The organism is Bradyrhizobium betae, from assembly GCF_004123905.1.
In the GTDB taxonomy this organism is placed as follows: Bacteria; Pseudomonadota; Alphaproteobacteria; order Rhizobiales; family Xanthobacteraceae; genus Bradyrhizobium; species Bradyrhizobium betae_A.
The window spans coordinates 454,474-479,710 of sequence record NZ_MZXW01000015.1; the positions used below are offsets into that span (position 1 = coordinate 454,474).

The window sequence follows — 25,237 nt, forward strand, 5'->3', positions numbered from 1 at the left end:
GCGCAGGCTGGCGCCCGATTGCGCAGCTGCGGCGGAAGGTCGCTTGCCAGGATGTCGAAGCGGCGCGCCGGTTGGACGGCGCGCCGCTTCCTGGGATCAGGCAGCTTTCGCGTCGACTGTGACGATCCAGTTGCGCGCCAGCGTCACGTCGGCCTGCGACAATTGATGGCCTGCCGGCAACACCTTGTGGTCGACACGCGCGCCGGCTTCCGACAACGACGCCGCAAGCTCCGCCGAATTGCTCGCCGGCACGATCGGATCGGCCTGGCCGGAGAGTAGCAACACCGGTTTGCCGCCGAGCTCCGGCTTCGGCGGATCCGACAGCGGCACCATCGCACGCAACAGGATCGCGCCTGCGAGCACGTCCGGCTTCAGCAGCAACAGCGCGGCTGCGATGTTGGCGCCGTTGGAGAAGCCGACCGCAACTGGTGCTGCGATGTCGTATTGCTTCCGTGCATCCGCGACGAACTCACCGAGTTCGCGCGCGCGTCGGCGCAAATCCTCCTCGTCGAACACGCCTTCGGCGAGGCGGCGGAAGAAGCGCGGCATGCCGTGCTCGAGCACCCGGCCGCGCGGCGAGAGCAGGGCCGAGCCGGGCGAGATCATCTTGCCGAGTCCGAGCAGGTCGTTTTCGTCGCCGCCGGTGCCGTGGAGCAGCAGCAGCGGAGGGGAGCCCGCGTTGGTCGCGGGCTCGAAACGATGGATGAAGTCGGTCATGACGCGGTCTCTTCCAGGCTCGGCAGCACGCCCTCGATTTGCTTGCGGTGTTGCTCGAGGAATTCAGGCAGCTTCAGGTCACGCCCCAGCGTCGCGACGGGTTCGTCGACGGCGAAGCCCGGGATATCGGTTGCGATCTCGAACAGCACGCCGCCGGGCTCGCGGAAGTAGATCGAGCGGAAGTAATTGCGGTCGCGCTGCTCGGTCGGATGCAGGCCATGATCGCTCACGAGCTTTTGCGCCATCTGGCCCTGCTCGGCATCGTCAGCCGCGCGAAAGGCGATGTGGTGGACGGAGCCGCTACCTTGGTGGCCGCGCAAAAAGCCCTTGGCTTCGTAGATGTCGACGACGCTGCCTTCGACATTATCAGGCGCCTTGAAGCGGATCACGGAGCCTTCGCGGCCCGTCTCCTTGAAGCCGAACACGTCCGTGAGGACGGCCGCCGTTTTGGCCGCGCTGTCGAGCAGCAAGGTCACGCCGTGGAAGCCGCGGATTGCGTGCTCGGCCGGCACGTCGCCATTGCTCCAGCCGGGCTCGTTCTCCGCGTCGGGAATGCCAACCAGCGCGAGCGCCATGCCGTCAGGATCGGTCAACGGCAGCACGGATTCACCAAAACGCTTTTCCAGCGCCTCGAAGGCGATGCCCTTTTCGATGAAACGCTGCGTCCAGTAGCCGAGCGAGCGCTGCGGCACGCGGAAGGCGGTCTGATGGGTCTCGCCGACGCCGCGGCGACCGGCCGGTGCGCCAGCCCAGGGGAAGAAGGTCAGGATGGTGCCGGGGCGGCCGGTCTCGTCGCCGTAGTAGAAGTGATAGGTGCCGGGATCGTCGAAATTAACCGTCTTCTTGACGAAGCGCAGGCCGAGATCCCGGGTGTAAAAGCCAAAATTGCGAATCGGGTCGCCGGCGATCGCGGTGACATGGTGCAGTCCAGACATGGTCGTCCTCCAGAGTTCGGGGAGCGGTCTTGCTCTGGGTCGAAATATCGTTCCGCTTTGGATTGGAGACAATCCATGCAAATATGACGGATATGTCTACGATTTGGAAACAATCGCCGGAGCTGGCCCTTGGATAAGGTCGCCAGCCTCCGGGCCTTCGTCAAAGTGGTCGAAAGCGGCAGTTTCGCCGAGGCGGGCCGGCAATTGCGGCTGTCGCGCTCGGCGATCAGCAAATACATCGCCGACCTCGAGGAGAGCCTTGGCGTTCAGCTCCTGAACCGGACCACCCGCCACGCCAGCCCGACCGAGAACGGCCAGCGCTATTTCGAGCGCGCGGTCGTGATCCTCTCGGAGATCGAAGCTGCCGACCAGGCGGTGACGCAAGCCCAGTCGGCGCCGCGCGGGTTGTTGCGCGTCAACGCGCCGATGTCGTTCGGCACCATGCGGCTCGGGCCCGTGCTCGCCGAGTTCATGGGGCGCTATCCCGAGCTTCAGCTCCAGATCGTGCTCAGCGACGACCTGCTCGACCCCGTGCAGGACGGCTTCGACGTGACGCTGCGGATCGCGGAACTGGAATCCTCTAGCCTGATTGCGCGAAAAATCATGCCGGTGGCGCGCATGATCTGCGCTTCGCCCGACTACCTGGCGCGTCACGGCACCCCAAAACATCCGCAGGATCTGCGCGAGCATGCGTCGCTGACCTACGGCTTCCTGCTTACCGGCAATCAGTGGAAGCTCACCGGTGCCGACGGTGATCACTGGATCCAGCCGGCCTGGTCGCTCTGCGTCAACAACGCCGAAGTGCTGCGCGACGTCGCGATCAAGGGCAGGGGACTGGCGCTGCTCCCCGAGTTCATCGCGGCCGACGCCCTGCGGAAAGGCGAGCTGCGGACGGTGCTGGACAACTATTCCGCGCCGCCGCTCGCGCTCTATGCGGTCTATCCGCCGACGCGGCATTTGTCGGTGAAGGTGCGGCTGTTCATCGATTTTCTGGTGGAGCGGTTTGGGCGGGAGGAGGAGGCGGGTGCGCAAGCCCGGAGCAGCTAGCTGACTGAACGTCGTCCGGCCGGTGTGAGCAGATCGTTCAGCGCGCTCATCGAGGCATCTCGAAGCGCGGCGAGTTCGCGCGCGGCCTCCTGGCATTCGGGCGGTGACATCGAGGCCGCCGCCAGCTCGACCTCGCGGCAGCGCTCGAACAGCCGCACGAGGCCGAGCGCGCTCACCGCGCTGCCGAGCTGATGCGCGAATCGCGCGAGCTGCTTGTAATCGCCGATCGCTGCCGCTTTGGTGATGTCCGCGATCAGCTTTTCGCTGGTCTCCTCCAGCAAGTGATGCAGCTTTGCGATTTGCGTCGCGCCCAGCAGCTCTTTCTGGTCGTCGAGGAAATGCCGGTCGATCAACGCGCCTGCGGCGAGCTGCGCTGCGGCCGGCTCGACTTCCGGATCGTCCTCGATCGCCTCGCGCAAAGCATTGATCAGGATCGGCTTGCTGACGATCTTGGCGATGCCTGCGCCGGCGAGCCGCTCGCGCGCGCTGCTCGACATGTCCGCAGTGACGGCGATGATGCGCGGCATCCTTGGCAGGCCGAGCTTGCCGATCCGCGATGCTGCCTCGACACCGTCCATGTCGGGCATGTGCAGATCCATCAAGATGATGTCGAACGCCTGATCGCGGGCAAACGCGACAGCCGATGCGCCGTTCCTGGCGATGGTGGGGTGGTGACCGAGCCGGTTCAGGATCGCTTCGCCGACCTCGCAATTGACGGGATCGTCGTCCACCAGCAGCACGCGGAGTTGCCGCGACGGTGGCGGGATCGCGCCTGGCGCGACACCGCTTGCTGCGCGGCCGAGCGGCACTTGGAGCGTGAAAATGCTGCCCGCGCCAGGCGTGCTCTCCACGGTCAGCTCACCGTACATCAAGCGGGTGAGGCGTCGCGCGATCGCCAATCCAAGGCCGGTGCCGCCGAACCGCCGCGCGATGCTGTCGTCGGCCTGGACGAAATCCTCGAAAATGCGTTCATGCATGTCGGGCGCGATGCCGATGCCGGTGTCGCGAACGGTGATGTGCAGCAGGACGTGATTGTCGCGCCGCTCGGCCGCCGCATTCAAGCTGATCCCGCCGCGTGGGGTGAACTTGATCGCATTGCCGATCAGATTGAGCAAGATGCGGTTGAGCCTGACGGGATCGCCGTGCACGGAGGCGTTGACCGTCGTATCGCAGGCGAGGTCGAACGTCAGTCCCTTGCCAAAGGCCTGCGGGCGCATCAGGTCGGCGGCGGTCTCGATCAGCTGGTCGAGACGGAAGTCGCGCGTCTCCAACGTTTCGGTGCTGGCCTCCAGCCGCGCATATTCCAGGATGGCATCGACCAGCGCGATCAGTGTTTCGCCTGATGCTGCGGCGGTCGCGAGGTGGCGGCGCTGCGCCTCGCCGAGGCTGCCGTCGTCGAGCAATTGCAGCACGCCCATGACGCCGTTCAGCGGCGTGCGCAGCTCGTGGCTGACGACGGCGAGGAAGCGCGATTTTGTTTCGTTGGCCTGCACGGCGATGCTGCGTGCGCGCTCGGCCGCGTCGTGTTCGGCAAGGGCGTGATCGCGCGTCTTCTCGAGCTCGGAGGTTCGCTCGATCACCTTGCGCTCGAGCGTCGCATAGGAGTCGCGCAAATGAGCGGCCATCCGGTTGAACTGATCGCCGAGCGCCTCCAGCTCGTCGCCGGTCTTGATCGCGAGCCTCAGCCCGAGATCGCCGCTGCCGATCCGCCGCGCGCCCTGCGTCAGGATCTGGATCGGCACCGTCATGCGCCGGCTGAGCCAGAGGGACACCAACACCGCGCAGACCAGCAGGGCGACCAGGAGAAACGTCGAGCGGCCGATCGAGGCGTAGATCGGTGCGTAGGCTTCGGTGAGCGGAAGCTCGACGAACACCAGCCAGCCGAGCGAGGGCACCGTCGCATAGGTCGACAGCACGCGTTGACCGGACATATCCTCCTTGACCAGGCCCCCCGAGGGCGGACCGACGCCATCGAGCGCCGCACGCACGTCCGCATGTCCGGAGAGGTCGCTGCGGCGCAGCGCCGGCCACAAATCGGGATGCGCGATCAACAGCCCCATGCGGTCGACCACATAGGCCTTGCCGGTGTTGCCGACCCTGATTCCGGCGACGAGGTCCCAGATGAAGCGCAGGTTGACGTCGGCGACGATCACGTTGGGCTCGCGACCGATCCCGCGCGTGGCGAGCGTCATGAACGGCTCGGTGTCGCCGAAAAAGTAGACCGGACCGTAATAGGCTCGGCCTTCATTGGCCCCGCGAAAAGCCGGCGAAGCGGAGAGATCGACCTTGCTGCCGACCCTGTCCGCGACGCGGCGCGACACGCGCACCTGCTCGCGGCCCTGCGCGTCGAGCTCGGTAATTTCCGCGATCGCGGGCGAAAGGCGCAGCAGGCGGATGGCGTTGAGACGGTCGTCTTCGTTGGTCGACAGCTCCGGAGGCAGGCGCGAGAGCCATCTGATCTGGTTTTCGATCTGGCCGATGAACTGGCCGATCTGGATGGCCGCACTTGCTGCCTGCTCGCGCTGGGTCGCTGCGAGAAGCTGCTTCTGCTCGCGGTATGAGAACCAGACGTCGAAGCCGGTGTTGATGGCGAGCGCGGCAAAGGCCAGCGCGACGATCGAGTAGAGATATTTGCGAAACAGCCGGCCGGGAGGCGTCCGCAAATGTCCCTGGTCGACCTCTTCGTTCACTCGCGGATCTCGTCGGCGCGTGCGAGCAGCGTGAATGGAATGGTCAATCCGAGCGAGCGGGCCACCGTACGGTTGATCAGCAGCTCGTATTTCCGCGGTGACTGCACCGGCAGATCGCCGGCCTTGGTGCCGCGCAGGATGAGATCGACATAGTCGGACGAGCGCACTTCGAGCGTCGGCCCGTAACTCATCAGCCCGCCGGCATCCATGAAATAGTGAAACGGATAGATCATGGGGACGCGATACCTCGCGGTCGCCTCGATGATCGCTTTCCGGTTGATCACCAGAAAGCTGTCGACCAGCGAGATCATCGCCGCCTTCGGCTGCTCGGCAAAGCGGCTGATAGCTCCGTCGATGTCCGCGGGTGCGCTGACGGGGGCGAGGATCACGGCAAGTCCGGATGAAGCGGCCTCCTGCTCGACGGAGTCGAGGAAGTAGCGCCCGGCACGGGGCGTGGTCGCCGGATTGAACAGGACGCCGACACGCGCGATGTCAGGCACGGCTTCCCGGATCAGCTGAAGCCATTTGCCGCCCATCTCGGCAGTGCTGCTGGTGAAGCCGGTGACGTTGCCGCCGGGATGGGCGAGGCTTTCGACGAAGCCGTTGCCGACCGGGTCGTTTGCCGTCGCGAAGATGATCGGGATCGTCGTGGTGGCGGCCATGACGGCCGCGGTTTCGACTGTCGAGCCGGTCAGGATGACGTCCGGCTTGAGCTCGATGAGCTCCTTCACCGCAGTCTTGAACTTGTCTGCTCCGCCGAACGTCGAACGGATCTCGAAGCGGTAATTGACCCCTTCGACCCAGCCTCGCTGCTTCAGGCCCGCGATGAGTCCGCCGAGGCGAGAGTTGGCGTTGCCGTCGGACATGTTTCGTCTGGTCAGCTCGTCGTCGAGCGACAAGCTCGTCAGCGAGGCGACGATCTTCATGCGATCCGACGTTGCGCCAACCGCAATCCATCCCGCAGCGGTTGCGCCCGCAAGCCGAAGGAAATCGCGGCGGTCAACCGCCGGCACAGCGCGGGCAGGAGCGGTCCGCTGGATCATGAAATGTTTCGCAAAAGTTGTCCCTGAGCGTGTGCATAACGCGAAAGGCTGACGACCACAATTGATGAAAAAATGCGCTTATGAATGTTCATTCGCAGCATTCGGCAGTCCGATACCGTATTCCTACGCCGCCAAAGAGTCGCTGTTTCGATCCTTGTCTGCTCCGTGATGCTTTGTAACGCCTTGTGGCATTGCAGCAATTCCGTCTCGGTTGCGATGACGGCTCGGAGACGTCGAGTTCGTAGCTGTCGTTTTTTGAAGCATTGTTTCAGAATTTTTTCGAAGGTTTTCGATGCACAGAATCTATCTCGTGCCGGCTCTCGTCGGCCTCCTCACATCCGTTGCAGCCGGGCCGCTTGCGGCTCAGAGCGCCGTTCCGAAACAAAAGGCTGCGCCTGCACCCAGGGCCGTTGCTGCCGGTGCGGCACCTGCCGCCGCCGGTGCGCCAGTCGCTGCTGCGACCGAGACGTCGACCGCCGGTGCGGACGACAAGACCGCCAAGGCGATCGATGGTTTCCGCGCTGCCAAGTTCGGCATGAGCGAGGCCGACGTCCGCGCGGCGATGATCAAGGACTTCAACGCCAAGCCCGATGCGATCAGGGCGCAGGACAACGCATCCGAACTGACGCACAGCCTGCTGCTCTCCGTTCCCGAACTGCTGCCGAACGGCGGCACCGCCGAGCTCTCCTACGTGTTCGGCTACAAGTCCAAGTCGCTGATCCAGATCGGCGCGGTCTGGTCGAAGGCGACCGACACGGCGATGACGCCGGAGAAGCTGTTCTCCAACGCCAATATCCTGCGCGCCCATTTCATGGGCGAGGGCTTCAAGCCCGACTCCATCGCGGTCAACATGCCCGTCGCCGGCGGCATCGTGATGTTCCGCGGCAGCGATGCCAAGGATCGCTCGGTGATCCTGCTGCTCCAGGGCACGTTCGAGAACAAGGAGAACAACCAGCGTGTGCTGACGCCGACCAGCCTGCTGCTGTTCTACGTGGCCGACGCCAAGAGCCCCGACATCTTCAAGCTGCCCCCCGGCCAGTTCTGATGCCGGACGGCTCCAAGATACACGACATTCTCCCACCCGGTTGTGGATCGGCGCCAATGCCGATGAAGAGGATCTGAAATGCGCGGACCGTCTGCGACGCGAGATAATAACGAGCTGACGCTGCCGGGGCTTGCGCGCTTCCGTTCGATGTCACTGCTCTGCGCGTTGCAGATGGTCTTCCTGCCGGTGTTCAGCGTCCGCCTGCAGGCGCAGACGGCGAACGTGATCACGCCGGACGGACGCACCGGCACCAGCCTGCAGACCTCCGGCAGCGTGACCAACGTCACGACGTCGACGGTCTCGGGCAACAACGCCTTCAACTCGTTCTCGCAGTTCAGCGTCGGGCAGGGCAACACCGTCAATCTGCAGCTGCCGACGGGGACGCAAAACCTCGTCAACATCGTTCGCGACGCGCCGGTCTACGTCAACGGCACGCTGAACTCCTACATGAACGGTGCGATCGGCGGTAACGTCTATTTCGCCGACCCCAAGGGGTTTGTCGTCGGCCGCTCCGGTACGGTGAACGTCGGCAGCCTCAATGTCTCGACGCCGACGCGCGAGTTCACCGACAGCCTGATCGGCCCGGGAGGGGCGATCAACGGCACGGCGGTCGGCAATTTGATGGCGGGCTCGTTCCCGGTCTCGCCTGATGGCAACATCCGTATCTACGGCCGGGTCAACGCCATCGATGGCGTGCGCCTGACCGGGCAGAACGTCTTTGTCGGTGGCGCCACCCAGCGCGACATCGCCAATCTCGATCACGCCGCGAAGTTCGCCGCCTCCGTCAACTCCAAGGGCCTGCGCAGCGCCAGCGCCATCACCGTCAGCAACGGCTCGATCCATATCGGCGCGGTCAACAATGCCAGGGTGAACGGACGCCTGACGGCGCAGAGCAAGACTGCGACGCCGAGCAACATCACGGTGCAGGCCGGCAACAACATCGATGTCGGCAAGAGAGCCAGTCTCAACATCGCAAGCGCAAACGGCAATGCCGGCGAGATCCGCCTGAAGGCGGCGCAGAACCTGACGGTCGCGGGCGGAGCCAAGTTCGACGCCAGCGCGAAGGCGGGCAATGCCGGTCTCGTCGATTTCAGCGCGAACGGGATCATCGACATCGGCCGAGGCGTCAAGGTCAACCTCAGCGCCGACAATGGCAAGGCCGGCACGCTGCTGATCGACCCGACCGACGTGGTCGTCGGCGATGCTGCCTTGGGCGACACCGGCGTGACGCTGTCGAACAGCTCGATCGTGAATGCGCTCGCCGGGCTCAGCGCCGGTGCCGACTACCTCATCCAGGCAGATCATTCCATCACGCTTGCCGCGCATGCGATGATCGATGCTCGCCGTCTCGATGGCTCCGGCCATTCGACCGGCAATGCCAACAACGTCATCATCGACGCGCCGAACATCGAGATCATGAATGGTGCGCAGATCCTGGCCCAGTCGGTCAATTTCGGCGGAACCAGCTACGCCGACGGCAATGTGACACTGAGGGCGACGGCGAGCGACATCAAGCTGGCCGGCCAGGCCACCGCCGCGACGTCGATCACGGTCGACGGCAAGATCACAGGCGGCACCATCTCGATCACCGCGACCTCGACGGCCGTGTCGAGTTTCCTGAACGGTTCCGCGGCCGGTGATTTCGCGCTGGTCGGCTCGACGCTTGCCGCCTCGCTGCTCGGGCTCAATGGCGGTTATGTCGCGGCAAGCGCCACGGCGACCATCAACATCAACAGCCATGCCGACATCAACGGCCGCGGCGATGTCACCATTTCCGCGCATGCCACGGAGACCGCGTCGGATCCGGCGGTCGCGTCCACCTTGCTCGGCAGCCTCACGCCGGTTGCGGCCGGTGTGGTCGTCGGCAAGATCGACGGCAGCGTCACGACCAACGTCGCCTCGGGCGCGACGATCAACGCGGGCGGCAACCTCGAGATCAAGGCGCTCAACGATGCGACCATCGCCGTCTCTGCCCTCGCGGCATCGACGAGCGCGCAGATCGTCCCGACGGTGGCCTATTCCAAGGGATCGGTGACGACGACCGCCAATGTCGAGACCGGCGCGCATATTGCGGCGGGCCTGGTGAATACGAGCGGCAGCACGCTGAAAGTGCGCGCGATCAACAACAACTCGTTCTCGACCAGCGCAACGTCGGTCGCGGCGCCCGGGACGGGTGCGAGCGGCGCCGTCGGCGGGGCGTTGGCCATCAGCGATATCACGACGTCCGTGACCGCGACGCTCGGCGCATCGCTCGGAACCAGTGCCGCCAACCGGATGAACGGCTCCGTCCTGGTCGAAGCGACGTCCGACACCACGAGCAATTCGACGATGGCGTCGTCCATCGCCGGCCTGCCGGCGCTGGTCGCGGCGATCGAACGAGGGCTGCGCGCCGTCACCTCGCCGACGTCGATCATCAGGGACCACATGGGATCGCTGGTGCCGCTGAACTTCGATTTCAAGGTCGCAGGCGCGCTGTCGCTGGCCAACAGCACCCAGAGCGCGACCGCTGCGATCGCGCAGAATCCGAGCGGCGGCGCGCCGAGCATCTATGCCAGCGGTAACGTTGCCGTTGCCAGCAATGTCATCGATCGCGGCGTTCGCAGCAATGCGACGTCCAGCGCAATCACCAAGGACCCGGTGTCCGGCGAGAGCACCGCGATCAGCGCGGCCGTCGCCTGGGGCAATTTCACCCACAATTCGAACGCCTATGTCGGCGGCGGCACGCTGATCAACGCGGCGAACATCGCCGTGGATGCCACCACCGAATTGCCGATCACCAACACCTGGTTGAAATGGGACGGGCTGGGTGCGGTGCTGAGCCATCTCAACGGCAATCTCGGCGTCGGCGGCAACATCCTGACCAGCTACGCCAACGCCACGGCGGACGCCGGCGACACGATCGGCATCGCCGGTTCGCTGAACCATTTCGTCGTGAACAACAACACGACCGCATGGGTTGCCGGCAGCGCGAGTCTGACGGCGACCTGCGCGGCCGCGGCCTGCGGCAGCGGCACCGGCTGGTCGGTCGGCATGGACAATGGCGACGTCCACACCTACGACGCCAGCATTCAGGTCGCGGCGACCACGACCACGGCGTCGATCGACGCGGCCGGCAATGTCGGCACGCTCGGCTTCCTAACGGGTAACACGTCGGGCGGATCGTCGGTCGGCGGCGCGCTCAACCTCGTCCAGTTCAACACCAACACCATTGCCGGCGTTTCGGACCGTGCGACGCTCCGGGCGGCGGACGACATCGCGGTCAATGCCATCACCTCCGACCAGTTCGTCGCCGTTGCGCCGACCTCCGGCAAGGCCGCCGGCGCGCTGGCGCTCAACGGCATCACCTCGCTCGGCTTCCTGAACAACACGACGCATGCCTCGATCTCGAGCCAGGCCACCGTCTATGCCCCGACCGTCGGCATCCTGGCGCAGCAGGATCTGTCGGTCGTGACACTGGCCGGCGCGATGAGCAGGAACACCAGCGGCGGTTCGGCGGTCGGGTTGGCGGTCGCCTATCTCGGCGCAAATGCCGACACCGCCGCCTATATCGGCGACAACCATTCCGACATCCGGCCCGGCCCGTTCAGCGCCGACGATCCGTTTGCCGGCAACAGTGGCGGCAGCGGAGCCGTCAATGTCGACAATCTCACGATCAGCGCCACGACCTCGGGGCGCATCACGGCGGCCGCGGTCGCGGCGTCGATCTCCGAGCCGCAGGCATCCAGCTTCTCCGACAAGGCGGGCGCGGCCGGCGCCGGCGCGACCGGAGGGACGGCCGGCGTGACGACGGCCGCGAGCAAGATCGGCTCGAGCTCGGGATCGAGCACCGAAGGCCTCAGCATTGATCTCGCCGGCAGCTCGTCGGTGAGCGACGTCTCGCTCGGCACCAGCGCCTATATCAAGAACACGACGGTCAACAAGTTCACCACGACCGGCACCGTGGTGACCAATACGATCGTCCAGGCGCTCAACGACACCATGCTCAACAACGGGTCCGGCTCCGCGGCGCTCAATCTGGCCGGGGCATCCGCCCAGGGGGCCGCGATCGGCGGCGCCATCGCCGCGGCGATGTCCAACAATGCGACGCTCGCCTATGTCTCCGGCACCACCCTGAACAATCAGAGTTCAGTGACGGTGCAGGCGCTCAATGGCGGCTCGGAGACCGTCGTCGCCCTCGGCGTGGCGGGATCGAAATCGAATGCGGCTTCGCTGTCGGCCTCGGTCGGCATCATCACGGACAGCGCCAACGCCTATATCGAGAGCTCGACGATCACGGGTCAGGCGACCGGCGTCAATCGCGCGCTCGAGGTCGACGCCTACCAGACCACGAACATCGCGATCGGCGGCGGCTCGCTCTACATATCGGGCGGTCAGGCCGGCGTCGGCATCGGGCTCACCTATGCGTCGATCGCCGATCCCACGGGCGGCAACGCGACCGACGCGCATATCCGCAGTACGTCGATCTCGAACTATGACACCCTGCTGGTGATGGCCGACAGCGCCAGCGTGATTGCTGCCGGTGCCGCCTCGGGCGGGGCGGGGTCCAACGGACTTGCCGGCGCGATCGTCGTCAGCGAGATCACGCCCACCACGACGGCCTACATCAACAGCGGCTCGACGGTGAACATCAACGTTGGACGCGTGACGGTGCTGGCGGACAGCGGCGCCGTGTCGGCGCTGGATACGGCGCTCGGCAACCTCGTCAAGAAGTCGAACAACAATCATCTCGCCTCCGACACCTGCACGGTCGCCGGCGGCACGGGCGGGCAGAACTGCATCGACTTCGGCGCGGCCGCGCTCAACGGCGGCACCGGTAACGGTCCGGGCGCCAGCATCGTCTCCGTTGCGGGCCTGATCCAGGCCGGCAAGAACAATGTCGGCGCCTCGATCGTCTACAACACCATCGCAACCACGCATTCGGCCTTTATTGCCAACGTCCTGATGACGGCTGGCAGCAACGGCAGTGTCAGCGTAAGTGCGGTCGACTCCTCGAAGATCCAGGCGGTCACGATCGGCTTCGGTCTTGCGACCGGACAGTTCGCGGGCGTCGGCGGCACGACGATCAGCTCGATCGCCAACACGGTCTCAGCGGCCATCGGCAACGGCCAGTCCAGCGCGACGCAATCGAGCGTCACGGCCAAAAACATTTCCGTCAACGCGACCGATAATTCCAGCATCACCGGAACCGCCGCCGTCGCGGGCGCTTCGACGCAGGGCAGCGCCGCTGGTCTTGCGCTCGTCTACAGCAGCATCGCCAACAACGTCAGCGCCAACGTGACTGGCTCCAAGCTGACCGCATCGGGCAACGTCGCCGTCGGCGCGAACTCGAACGCCAGCATCTCGACCGTCGCCGTCGGTGTCGCGATGTCCTCCCAGGTCGGGTTCGCCGGCTCCGTCGCCACCAATCTGATGGGGACCAACGTCACCGCCAGCATCACGGCCGCCGGCACCAACGGTATCAACGGCGCCGACGTCACCGCCGCCAACAATGTCGGCGTGATCGCCGGCAACAACGACAAGGCGGCGGTGTTCGCCGGTGCCCTGTCCATCAGCAAGGGCGCTGCCGGCATCGCCGGCTCGCTGGTCGCCAACCAGATCACCGGGACGACGGCGGCCTATATCAGCGGAGCGAACACCAAGGTCGACGCGCTCGGCACCAGCACCACCGATACGCTGTCGGTCAACAACGGGTCGCTCGTTCATGCTTTCGATCTCGGCACCGCTCAAAGGCCGAGCGACGCCACGCCTGATCTCACCGAGAACCAGGACACCTTGCGCGGCCTTGCGGTGGTGGCGAGCTCGCACCAGGCCGTCGTGACCAACGTCGCCTCGCTCGCCGCGAGCTCCAGCATCGCCATCATGATCAACCCGATCACCAATGTGATGAGCGGAGCGACCAGGGCCTATATCGACGGCGCGGCCATCGACACGCGCCTGACCTCCACGACGCTGGCGCCGCAGATCGAGGTCGCCGCGTCGAGCTTCTCCTATTCCGGCGCGTTCGGCCTGGGCATCGTCGGGACCGGCAGCGGCGGCGCTGGCGGCGGCGCGACGATCATCTCGACGACGATGTCGCGCGAGACCTTCGCCACCATCACCAATGCCACGGTCGGCGGCGTCCAGTCGTCGAGCGCGACGGTCGGCGCCGTCACAGTGAAGGCCAATGCCGAGCAGGATGCCTCGTCGATCGCCGTCGGATTCAACAGCGGCTCGGTCGGTCTGAACGTCTTCCAGGCAACGACGGAAGCCTATGTCGACGGCGGCGCGCTGACGGCCGCGTCACTGACGGTGAACGCCACCAACAACACCGGCATCTTTTCCGCGAACGGCTCCGGCGCCTATGGCAGCCAGGCCGCGATCGGCGCGGCGTTCCTGGTCCAGGTCTCCTCGAACCGGACGCTGGCCTATGTCGGCGACGAGTTCCACTATCAGGGCAATGGCGCGGCGCACACGACCGCGCTGAACCTGAGCGGCGCGCTCGACGTCGAGGCCAAGACCAAGAACCGGTTCGAGGCCTATGCGATCGGCGGCGCGCTCTCGACCGGCACGGCCGCGATCGCCGGCATGGCCAACATCGAGATCGCCAACAACACCACCATCGCCGGCGTCTACGACACCACGCTGCAAGGGGTGACCGGCGGTGCGGCCGGTGCGGTGACGATCAACGCCAACGAGGACGTGGCGATCAAGGAGATCGCGGGCGCGCTCGCGGTCGGCGCCAGCGGGGCAGGGGTCGGCGTCGGCGCCGCCGCCAACGTCATCGTGTTCAAGAGCCGGACCATTGCCGAGAGCTGGAACAGCAATCTGAACTCCCTTGGCGCCATCGACGTCAATGCGCTGAGCACCAAGGAGGTGCTGTCCTACGCGGTCACCGCCGGCATCGGCGGCAGCGTCGGCATCGGTGCGACCGTCGGTGTCATCATCATCGGCACCAACACCGCCGATGCCGACACCCAGGGCCAGCAGACCGGCCAGCTCAATCAGAACGGCAACGGCACCATCGCGTCCGTTAACAACGGCACCAGCAACACGCACGGCAGCAATGCCGTCGCGAGCGGCACGGCCGGCAATCCGTACAGCGCCAATATCAGCTCGACCTACGACGTGAGCAATGTGCTGAGCGGCGGCAACGACGTCGTCGTCGCGCAGATCGCGGGCGGCCACGTCACCGGCACGGAGGTCAATGTCGCGGCCACCAGCGCCAATGCGGCGAAGATGTATCTGCTCGGCGCGGGCTTTGCGAAGAACGTCGGCATCGGCGCCGGCATCGGCTACACCAGCGTCAACAGCACCGTGCTCGCCAATGTGAGCGACTACGGACGCAACGGCTCCGGCGTGCTGATGGCCGCAAACACGCCTCTGGCCGTCTCGGCGCCGTCAGTCGCCGTTGCCGCGGTCGTCAAGGACGCCACCACCGGACCTTATGCCGGCAAGACCATCGACACCGAGGCGATCGCCGGCGGAGCGGCACTTTACTTCGGCGCCCAGGCCGCCGTGGCGGTCGGCAATGTCGCCAACACCGTGACGGCGCTGCTCGGCGGCCAGATCACCGGCACCGGCGGCAACGGCGCTGCCGTCATGGCGCTGGATTCGACGACCCAGGTGGTCTTCACCGGCGGCGTCACCGGCGGTGCCGTGGCCGTCGGCGCTTCGGTCGCAACGGCGAGCCGGACGAGCTCGGTCGCAGCCAGGGTTCTGAATGGCTCCACCATCAACGTCTTGAAGCTGGCGGTCGGGGCAAGCGGAGCTGGCACGTTGACGACGACGTCAACGGCACTCGGCGGCGGCATCGTCGCGGGTGTCGGCGCGGATGCGGAGGCCCACGAGAATTCGTCCGTGCTGGCGGAGATCGGCTCCAGTGCCTCGATCACCACGTCCGCGACCGATATCGGGACGCTGGTGTCGGCCTCGATCACGCCCAATCTTTCGAGCGAGGCGATCGGCGTTTCGGTCGGCGGCGGCGCGGTCGGCGTCGCCATCGCCCAGTCCACCGTCGGTGCCACGGTGACGGCCGATGTCGGCGACAATGCCAGCTTCTCCGGCGGTGCGCTCGCCGTGACCGCCATGGCGCTGGTTCCGACCAGCGGCACGACGACCTGGGCCAAGGCGCTCGCCGGCGGCGGTGGATCGCTGATCGGCGCGCAGGGCAGCTACGCCAAGGCGTCGGAGAACGCGACGGTCAGCGCCTATGGCGGCACCGGGATTACGCTGCCCAATGCCGACGTGACCATCGCGGCCGAAAATGACAGCGCCCAATACGCCGAGGCGACGGGCCTTTCGACCGGATTCCTGGCGCTCGGCGCCACCGTCGCGCAGACCTCGTCCAGCGCGCACACCTACGCCTATCTGGGTGCGCCCGCGGACATGGATAATCTGAACCACGGCAATTACACCGGCATCCTCCGGATCACGGCCACTGGCACGGATACCAACGTTTCCAACGCGAAGGTCGGCGCGGGCGGCACCTATGCCGGCGCGGCGGCGGTCGCCACCACCAGCTCGACGGCCGTGACAAATGCGCGGTTCGACGGCGGCACGGCGGATGACACGCTCTATTTCGGCGGCCTGCGCATCAATGCCAAGCACACCACCAATTATATCGCCAGCGGCGATGCCTATCAGGCGTCCACGGCCGGCGTGTCGGCCGGCAAGGCGCAGAACGACGTCGATTCCACCACCACTGCCGAGATCGGAACGCACCTGATCATCAATTCGGCGGGCGGCAACATGGTCGTCATTGCCAACGACATCGTCAACCAGGGCGGCGGCGGCGCACGTTCGGGCTCCGGCGGCTCGTTCTCGGGGGCTGCCGCGCTCAGCGACTCCCACGTCACCCAGACCGTCAACACCAATATCGGCGCCGGCACGGTGCTGAGCCTCAACGGCGATCCGCGGACCTCGTCGGCGTTCATCAATATCGAGGCCTACAACACGCTGAACACCAACGACACCGCGAGCCTTGCCACGGCCAGCTTCTTCGCCGGCGGCGGCGCCGAATCCAACATGACGGCGAATGCCACGCTTGCGGTCAACATCAATGCCCGCGAGCTGTTCAGCGCCGGCAAGATCTATATCGGCACGGCGGCGAAGATGGCGGCGGCGAACAACGCCAATGCCAGCCTGTACGGCGCGATTGCCGGCGTCGGCGCCAGCACCAACAGCTGGGTGCATGCCAACCAGTCCGTCAATGTCGGCGCCGGCGCGAAGATCGTGGCCTGGCGCGACATCACCATCTATGCGGGCCTCGCCGGCGACGGCAGCGTCTTCAGCAGCGTGCAGGCGATGGCGACGACGGTCGTCTACAACAACACCGCCATTCCGATCTCCGCCCTCTACCGCGGCACGGCCAATGCCGACGACGCCACGAGCCTGACGCTCGCCCCGACCTCGAGCATCCTCGGCGCGCGCGACATCTATCTCGGCGCAACGCAGGGGCAGGTCACGGCGGCCGGCAACGGCAGCAATTACAATCCGTATCTGGACATCTTCAGCGCCAAGAACAGCGACAACCACAGCCACACCAGCGGAACCGGCGATGTCGCGCTCAACGGCCTGGTGGTTGCGGGCATCAACAACGACGTGACCATCACGATCGAGCTCGGCGCGAGCACGCCGACCCTGAGCACGACGAGCCCTTACTCCGCGCTGACCCTCGAGTCCGTCTCCGACGTCAATCACTTCAGTCCGGTGATGAGCTGGAACCACCAGACGGTCCAGTACACCGTCGTCGGCAACTTCAATCCCTACCAGCTGGTGGTCAACCAGCTGGCGTCGCTGACCGGCCTGACGGAGGCGCAAGTCCGCTCCCAGCTCGCGGCGGCGACGCCGACGGCGCCCGCCAGCATGTCGCCGTCCGGCACCGATCCGACCGGCGACGTCCAGCGCCAGATCGACACGTTGATCAAGCAGGCGCCGTTCACCTCCGACGCGGCCGGCAACGCCTTCGCTTTCGGCGACATCATGGTGTCCGCCGGCAACGTCTCGATCCTGGCTCAGAAGCTCACCGGCAACAGCGGCACGAACCCGGCCGCGCCGGCGGTCATCGCGCGCAGCTCGCCGCTGATCAAGATCGAGAACAAGGGCCTCGACTTCATGAGCCTGGGCAACCTCACGGTCACCGATGTGACCGGAGGCAACATCACCTACCGCCAGATCGACCATGTCGACCCGGACTCGCACTCCAATGTGACCTTCACCGCGATGCCGAGCGCGACGCCGGTCATCGACGTCTCGGCCACCTACAACCGCCTGGATCCTGACAGCGGTCAAGGCATCGACCAGAACGGCAACGTGCTGACCCGCACGCCCGACATCTATTTCAACGGCGCCGTTAACAACGCGAACGGCCTGCTCAAGATCATCAACAATCTCGGCAGCGTCGTTGCGTCGCAGTCGCTCAGCGCAGCGACCGTCCAGATCGTGGTGCCCAAGGGCACGTTCACCTTCCTCGGCGGCATCGGCAGCTTCTACGACAGCGGCAGCGCGGTCACCTCGCAATGGGCCAGCACCGAAAACCGGCCGGAGGACACGCTGACGGCGGTGATGACGGCGGCGACCTATCTCGGCGCCTACGGCGACTACTATACCGCTCCGCATATCGGTTCGGGATCCGATCACCCCTATTTCTATTATTGCTGCGCCGACGGCAGCCACGGCGTGTATCAACCGGTCGCCAACGCCGACGCCAGCACGATCTTCACTGCGCGCATGCTGATGACATACTACGACGGCCTCTCGCTCTATTCGGCCATCTTCCTGCCGATGGGCCGGGGCACGCCTGGGAACACCAGCACTCCGGATGCCGGCAGCGTGCCTGATGTCAATACCCTCAAGATCATCGAGGGGCAGTCGTTGACCTCGAACAATGTCGTGATCGCGCAGTGGAAGAAAACGACTTATGACGGCCGGAACGTTTACACCGATAGCGGTCCGTACAAGACGCCGTTCAATTGTGCGAGAGACTGCGACGACACGGGCTTCTTCCAGGTCATCAACATCCAGCCGGATGCGATCACGCCGAAGACCGCGGACGCGCCGGCCACCGCGACGGACACCCGGACCATCACCGGCCAGGCGGTCATCATCTCGGCGTCGGTGATCAACATCAACGGCACCATCCAGGCCGGCTCAAGCAGCAATTACTCGGTCGACATCGGCGCCGCCGCCTACGATGCCATCAATGGCAGCAACGGCCTCAAGAACCGCAACAATGGCGCGGACTTTGCCGCGGCCCAGGCCAACGCACGGAACGGCGTCTATTATGATATTTCGGGCTCCGTGACGGCGTCGGCCAGCGGCGACGCCAAGATCGGGGTCAGGTACAACGCGCTCACCGACCAGCTCATCCTCAATGGCGTGGCGCAGGGCGCCGGCGGCTACGTGTATCTGAACGGCAAGATCATCTCGACCTCGACCGACAGCACCCAGACCCAGGGCAACATCGAGATCAAAGGCGGCGCCGGCACGGTCACGGTCAACAACACCAGCGGGCTTGCGCTCGTCACCAACACCATCAATACCGGGGCTACCGCCCAGAGCGTGGTCGAGATCGTCGACCAGCTGAAGGGGAAAACGACGTGGTGGGTCTACGATCCCAAGGCTGCGAGCAGCCAGCAGGTGTCGCGGTACGAGGTCAACAGCGTCACCGCGAACGCGATCGACCCTTCGATGCTTGCAGCCAGGACCGGTACGGCAGGCATCCAGTACGCGACGAAGGAGAACATGCTCTATCAGTGGGTCGACACCGCGACGCTGGATCGTCTGCCGACCAGCACGCAGTTCGACTACGGCTGGAGCTTCACGCAGACCGCCGGCCAGGACTGGACCCGCGCGACCAGCCTGGTTTCGGGCACGCAGACCAGCAACTACCAGAAGGTCACCACCGCCACCGGCAGCTATCACTGGGCGGGAGGCGTGAACCCGGACGGGACCCCCGTTGGACTCAACACCCACTCCAACGCTTGCTGCGGCGCGGATGCCCAGTACAACTGGTACCAGCAGATCTACGATCATCTGACGCTCACGCTGACCAACACGGTCAAGGCATCGAATCCGATCAACATCAAGTTCACCGGCGGCAGCAGCAGCGACGTCGTGGTCAATTCGACCTCCGGTATCGTCATCAACGGGTCGATCAACAACCTTCAGGGGACGACGACGCTCGCCGCCACCGGCGCCAACTCGTCCATCACGGTCGGCGCCAATGCCAACAACCCGGTGATCTCGGGGACGAGCGTAACGCTTCGGGGTGACGGCGGCATCGGCACGCTCGGCACCACCAAGGCTCCCGTCCAGGTGCAGCTCTATGGCGGCAGCCTGACCGCCAGCTCGATCGACCACGACATCGCGATCTCCGCGATCGGCGCGCTGTCGATCAACCAGGTGAAGGTGAACTCGGCCGGCGCAACGCCGCAGGGCAACGTCTTCCTCTCGGCAACGGGCGACATCAACTCGGCGTCCGCCTACAACGTCGCCAACCCCGTGGTGATCGGCAAGAACATCGAGATCAACTCCACCTCGGGTGCGATCGGCGCGAAGAGTGCCGTCGTCAATGGCGCGTCCACCCTGACCAACATCAATCCGCTGGTGATCCAGGCGACGGGGACGGTTCAGGCGAACGGCGCCGTCGATGGCGGCGTTCTCGACAGCGCCTCGGCCACCGGCACCTACATCATCCAGTCCAAGGGCGATCTCCGCCTCGGCACGATCCAGTCGACCGGCGGCCCGGTCTTCCTGGAAGCGGCAGGCTCCGACGGTAACCAGGCCAGCATCCTGAACGGCCGGGCCGCGGTCGGTCTGACCCAGGCGCAGAGCCAGCATCTGCAGGACGTCTGGGCGAGCCTCGACCTGCTCAGCGGCAACGCCGCCACCAACGCGGTCAACAGCTACCAGTCGATGGTGACGTCGGCCTATAACGACTACTTCCAGCTCAAGAACATCGCCTTCCCGAACGGCAGCACCTACAACCCGACCTCGGTGGGGCTGACGGTGCTGCGGGCGCAGGTGGCGGCCAAGCTCGGCATCGACCCCGCCAACGTCACGACGACGCAGATGAAGACCGAGGCCACGACGCGCTTCCTGCGGGACCAGTTCCTGCTCGGCAAGATCACCACCGATGAGCTGAAGACCTCGTTGACGACATTGCTCGGCACCGTTCCCACCGATCCGCTGGGGACGGTGTTCGGCAGCTCGCTGTCGACGACGTTGTTCACGAAGCTGTTCGACGGCGTCTCGACATCCAATCAGCGCATGCCGAGCAACACGGCGCTGCAAACGGCGCTGAACACCTACAACGCAAATTACGCCTATACGCTCGCATCTACCGAGCGGGTCTACGGCATCATCACCGCCGGTTCGCAGTGGACCCAGAGCCAGCTCGCCTACACGGTGTCGTCGTCGGCCGTCGGCGCGGCACCGCCGCCGATCGACGAGAACGTCGTGGCCAATGTCAGCGCCAACCAGATCATGCTGTACGCGCCGCGCGGTTCGGTCGGCAATTCGGCCGCGCCCCAGACATTCACCTTCACCAGCGTCGATTCCTCGTCGCTGACGCCGGAGCAGAGGGGATTGCTGGCCACGGCCGGTCCCGGCCAGCTCACCGTCGGCGCGGTCACCGACCCGACGACCCACGTCACGACCTATACGGTCAGCCTGTCGCAGCAGAACCTCGTCGTCGTCGACAACCCGATCGCGATCTCGGCCAAGGCGCTGACCAATGTCTATCTCGGCAGCAAGAACAGCCTCGCGCTCGGCGGCGTCACCGCGAATTACGGCCCGATCTCGGCCGCGCAGGCCAACGGCATCGCGGTGACCGGCCGCGGCGACGTCAAGCTCGACGCCGTCAACAGCATCTCCGCCAATGTGAGCGGGCCCGTGATCTCGGGTGATATCGCCAACCTGACCCTGATCGCCGAGCACGGCAATGTCGGCGCCCCCGGTGCCGCCGGAAGCAATCCCGCGGCCAATTCGAACGCGCTTCAGATCGCATTCGCCGACCCGTCCAACGACCAGCTCGACCAGGTCGCGTCGGCGCAGGGCATCTATGTGAAGCAGACCACCGGCGATCTGATCCTCGGCAACATCTCCGCCGGCAATGCGATCCAGCTGGCTGCGACCGGCAGCATCTACGCCGAAGCCGGCTTCGCGGACCGTTCGGCGATCCACATCCTCGGCGCCGACCTCGACCTGCGCGCCGGCGGCAGCATCGGATTCAACGGCTCGACCTTCCAGCCGCTGCAGGTGAACATCTCCGGCGCGGTGACCGGCTCGGCGGTCGGCGACCTCAGCCTCCTCGCCGTCACCGGCGATCTCATGGTCGGCACCAGCGGCGCCAATGGGACGCTGACGGCCGGCGGCGCGATGACGCTGAACGTTGCGCGCGGCGCGCTCGCCATCAATGCCGACATCACCAGCGGCGGCCTGATGCAGCTGCTCGCCAACCGCGGCATGACCTTCGCAGCCGGCACGAGCACGGCGCCGGTGGTTGCGACCAGTAGCTCCGACGGTGTGACGCTGGTCGCCGCGACGCTGTCGATGGGCGCCTATTCGGCCATCAACGCGGCCGGATTGATCTCTGTGACCACCACAGGCGATGCGACGATCGGCCAGCTGAATTCCTCGCTGTCCTATGCGACGGCGTCGAACGCACCCTCGGTCATCGTCACCGCCGGCGGCGTTGCTTCGCTCGGCGCAATCCTCGACAATGGCGACGGCCAGACCAAGTTCGTGGCCTCCGGTGCGGGTGCCGAGGTTTCGCTGAGCGCGTCGAACGGCATCGGCAGTGCGGCGAGCCGGTTCACCGTCAACGCCGCGCGGCTGTCGGCCAGCGCGAGCGCCGGCGGTATCTACCTGAAGGCGCTCACCGACACGGAGGCGACCCTGTTGTCCGCCGTGAAGGGCAGCGTGGACATCATCGGCACCGGCGGGCTGACCCTCGACCAGGTGGTGGCGGGCACCGCGACCGGCGCGAGCGGGTCTTTCAGCGCGGTCGCGAGCAACGGCAGTATCGTCATCGGCACCGCCGAGAGCAGCGGCTCGCAGACCGTCCACGCCACCCAGAACGTGACGTTCAACTCGCTCGCGACCACCGGCAATAGCGGCGATTCCGGTAACATCAACGTCACCGCCGACAGTGGCTTCATCCTGGCGCAGACGGTGATTTCGGGTGGCGTGACCACGCTGGGCTCGGTCTCGGCCCATGGCTCCGCGACGCTGCTGGCCGCCATGACCATCACCGGCAACACGCTCGCCACCACGACCGGCGCGGGCCTGCTGACCGCGGCTGGCCCGATCAACTGGAACACGCTCAATGTCGGAACGACGCTGGGTGCGACCGCGAGCCAGGGCAGCATCACGTTCCAGACCGCGCAGAGCGGCGGCACGCAGACCATCCACGCCCATGACAACGTGACGTTTAACGCGCTGAGCACGACGGGCATCAATGGCGACGTCGGCAACGTCAACGTCACCGCCGACAACGGCTTCATTCTGGCGCAGACGGTGATTTCGGGTGGCGTGACCACGCTGGGCTCGCTCTCGGCCCATGGCTCCGCGACGCTGCTGGCCGCCATGACCATCACCGGCAACACGCTCGCCACCACGACCGGCGCGGGCCTGCTGACCGCCGCCGGCCCGATCAATTGGAACACGCTCAATGTCGGAACGACGCTGGGTGCGACCTCGGGCCAGGGCAGCATCACGTTCCAGACCGCCCAGAGCGGCGGCACTCAGACCATCCACGCCCATGACAACGTGACGTTTAACGCGCTGAGCACGACGGGCATCAATGGCGACGTCGGCAACGTCAACGTCACCGCCGACAACGGCTTCATTCTGGCGCAGACGGTGATTTCGGGTGGCGTGACCACGCTGGGCTCGCTCTCGGCCCATGGCTCCGCGACGCTGCTGGCCGCCATGACCATCACCGGCAACACGCTCGCCACCACGACCGGCGCGGGCCTGCTGACCGCCGCCGGCCCGGTCAACTGGAACGTCCTCAATGTCGGGACGACGCTGGGCGCGACCGCGAGCCAGGGCAGCATCACCTTCCAGACCGCGCAGAGCGGCGGCACTCAGACCATCCACGCCCATGACAACGTGACGTTTAACGCGCTGACGACGATAGGTGTCAGTGGCGACGCCGGCAGCATCAACGTCACCGCGGACAACGGCTTCATCCTGGCGCAGACGGTGATGTCGGGCGGCGTGGCCACGCAGGGCTCGGTTTCGGCCAACGGCTCGGCGAGCCTCGTTGCCGCCACGACGATCACGGGCAACACGCTCGCCGCCACGGCCGGCGCGGGCCTGCTGACCGCCGCCGGCCCGGTCAACTGGAACGTCCTCAATGTCGGGACGACGCTGGGCGCGACCGCGAGCCAGGGCAGCATCACCTTCCAGACCGCGCAGAGCGGCGGCACGCAGACCATCCACGCCCACGACAATGTCACCTTCAACGCGCTGACGGCGACGGGCATCAACGGCGACGTCGGCAATATCATCGTCAATGCCGACAACGGCTTCATCCTGGCGCAGACGGTGATGGCTGGCGGCGTGCCGACGCTGGGCTCGGTTTCGGCCCACGGCTCGGCCAGGCTGATCGCGGCGGGCACCAACACCGGTCACAGCCTCACGGCCACGACCGGCAACGCAGTCTTGAGCGGCACGGTCGTTCATTGGGACAATCTCAACGTGGGCGGCACGCTCGACGTCACCGCGACCGCTGGAGGGATCACCCTCGGCACCGCCATCAGCGGCGGCACGCAGACCCTGCATGCCGTGAATGACATCGTCTTCAGCCAGCTCACCACGACCGGGATCCCGGGCGATGCCGGCGCCCTCAACGTCAAGTCTGACACCGGCTCGCTCCACGGCGGATCGATCACAGCCAACGGCGAGACGCATTTCGATGTGGCCGGATCGGTCTCGTTCGACCGGATCAGCGGCGACATCGTCAAGATGACTTCATCGGGTGACCTGACGATCGGCTGGGTCAGCGTCGTGAGGGAGCTCGACCTCGCGGCTGACACGATCAACGTCAAGGGCGAGCAGGTTCGCTCGAACCCGGCGATCCCGCTGATCATGAACATCACCGGCTATAACGGCGGCGTCGCGAAGTCTGCCAACATCTCGATCGACCCGGACAACGTCATCATCAACCAGTTCAGGGTCGTGGACGCGAACGTCTTCACCGACGCGCACGCGGTCACGATCCTGAACGGCTATGTCCCGGGCCAGCTGATGCTGACCACGGCGACCCAGCAGGTGCTGCTCAACAACCGCACGCCGGCGCCGTCCAACGGGCCGACGCTCCAGCTCTACCAGCCAGGCGGCGTGTTCACGATGACCCAGGTCGGCAACGCCAATGTCAGCAACGCCTATGTGGTGTTCTACACCGGCGACATCTCGGCGAGCGTGACCAATTACGGGCCGGGCCACACCTGCTGCTACGGCTTCACCGGGGCCAGCATGGTGCGCAACGTCCCGGTCGACGGCGAGAGCCGCGAGAACATCGAGACCTGGCTCGCGAAGAAGGACGGCGGGATGTTCTACCTGCTCGGTCTCTCCGGTCAGGCCCGGCTGGATGCGCTGCTGACGCCGCGGCCGGTCGAGACCATCGGCTCCGGTCCCGCCGTCAACATCGAGGGACTGATCGACATGCGCAAGTTGCGCCGCAACGGGCAGCGTGCGGGTCGCCCGGGATGGAAGGACGCTTCTGTTGAGACGGCGAAGCCGGCCGTTGGCCGTCTCGCACAGGCATGGTAA

Annotated in this window: 7 protein-coding genes; 3 read left to right on the forward strand and 4 right to left on the reverse strand. The window is 65.8% G+C overall.

The features are described from left to right. Positions 1-96 precede the first annotated feature (96 nt). On the reverse strand, positions 97-717 hold the full coding sequence (locus B5V03_RS09935) for an alpha/beta hydrolase (RefSeq protein ID WP_129269606.1): 621 nt from the start codon (positions 715-717) through the stop codon (positions 97-99). Continuing rightward, positions 714-1,652 (reverse strand): ring-cleaving dioxygenase, encoded by a 939-nt coding sequence (locus B5V03_RS09940; protein WP_129269608.1) that lies wholly within the window; start codon positions 1,650-1,652, stop codon positions 714-716. Before B5V03_RS09940 ends, B5V03_RS09935 begins: the two co-directional genes overlap by 4 nt. A gap of 129 nt (positions 1,653-1,781) precedes the next feature. Here B5V03_RS09940 and B5V03_RS09945 point away from each other — a divergent pair, with 129 nt between their 5' ends. Continuing rightward, positions 1,782-2,699, forward strand: a complete 918-nt coding sequence (locus B5V03_RS09945; RefSeq protein ID WP_129269610.1) for a LysR family transcriptional regulator — start codon at positions 1,782-1,784, stop codon at positions 2,697-2,699. Here the strand turns inward: B5V03_RS09945 and B5V03_RS09950 are convergent. Further along, positions 2,696-5,389 (reverse strand): hybrid sensor histidine kinase/response regulator, encoded by a 2,694-nt coding sequence (locus B5V03_RS09950; RefSeq protein WP_129269612.1) that lies wholly within the window; start codon positions 5,387-5,389, stop codon positions 2,696-2,698. The genes B5V03_RS09945 and B5V03_RS09950 overlap by 4 nt on opposite strands. Further along, positions 5,386-6,432 carry an ABC transporter substrate-binding protein gene (locus B5V03_RS09955; RefSeq protein ID WP_129269614.1) on the reverse strand — a complete coding sequence of 349 codons (1,047 nt, stop codon included), beginning with the start codon at positions 6,430-6,432 and terminating at the stop codon, positions 5,386-5,388. The genes B5V03_RS09950 and B5V03_RS09955 overlap by 4 nt, the downstream gene beginning before the upstream one ends. Positions 6,433-6,724: 292 nt before the next feature. On the opposite strand from B5V03_RS09955, the gene B5V03_RS09960 reads away from it, so the two are divergent. Together B5V03_RS09960 and B5V03_RS09965 are read left to right on the forward strand one after the other, a co-directional pair. Then, complete coding sequence (locus tag B5V03_RS09960) at positions 6,725-7,477, forward strand: hypothetical protein (protein WP_129269616.1); 753 nt, start codon at positions 6,725-6,727, stop codon at positions 7,475-7,477. A gap of 78 nt (positions 7,478-7,555) precedes the next feature. After that, positions 7,556-25,237: a leukotoxin LktA family filamentous adhesin gene (locus B5V03_RS09965; RefSeq protein ID WP_245502187.1), complete on the forward strand. Its 17,682-nt coding sequence runs from the start codon at positions 7,556-7,558 to the stop codon at positions 25,235-25,237.

Excerpts from the sequence above, each read along its gene's own strand:
- B5V03_RS09955 (WP_129269614.1), bottom strand. The coding sequence starts at position 6,432 with ATGATCCAGCGGACCGCTCCTGCCCGCGCTGTGCCGGCGGTTGACCGC.
- B5V03_RS09935 (WP_129269606.1), bottom strand. The coding sequence starts at position 717 with ATGACCGACTTCATCCATCGTTTCGAGCCCGCGACCAACGCGGGCTCC.
- B5V03_RS09965 (WP_245502187.1), top strand. The coding sequence starts at position 7,556 with ATGCGCGGACCGTCTGCGACGCGAGATAATAACGAGCTGACGCTGCCG.
- B5V03_RS09940 (WP_129269608.1), bottom strand. The coding sequence starts at position 1,652 with ATGTCTGGACTGCACCATGTCACCGCGATCGCCGGCGACCCGATTCGC.
- B5V03_RS09960 (WP_129269616.1), top strand. The coding sequence starts at position 6,725 with ATGCACAGAATCTATCTCGTGCCGGCTCTCGTCGGCCTCCTCACATCC.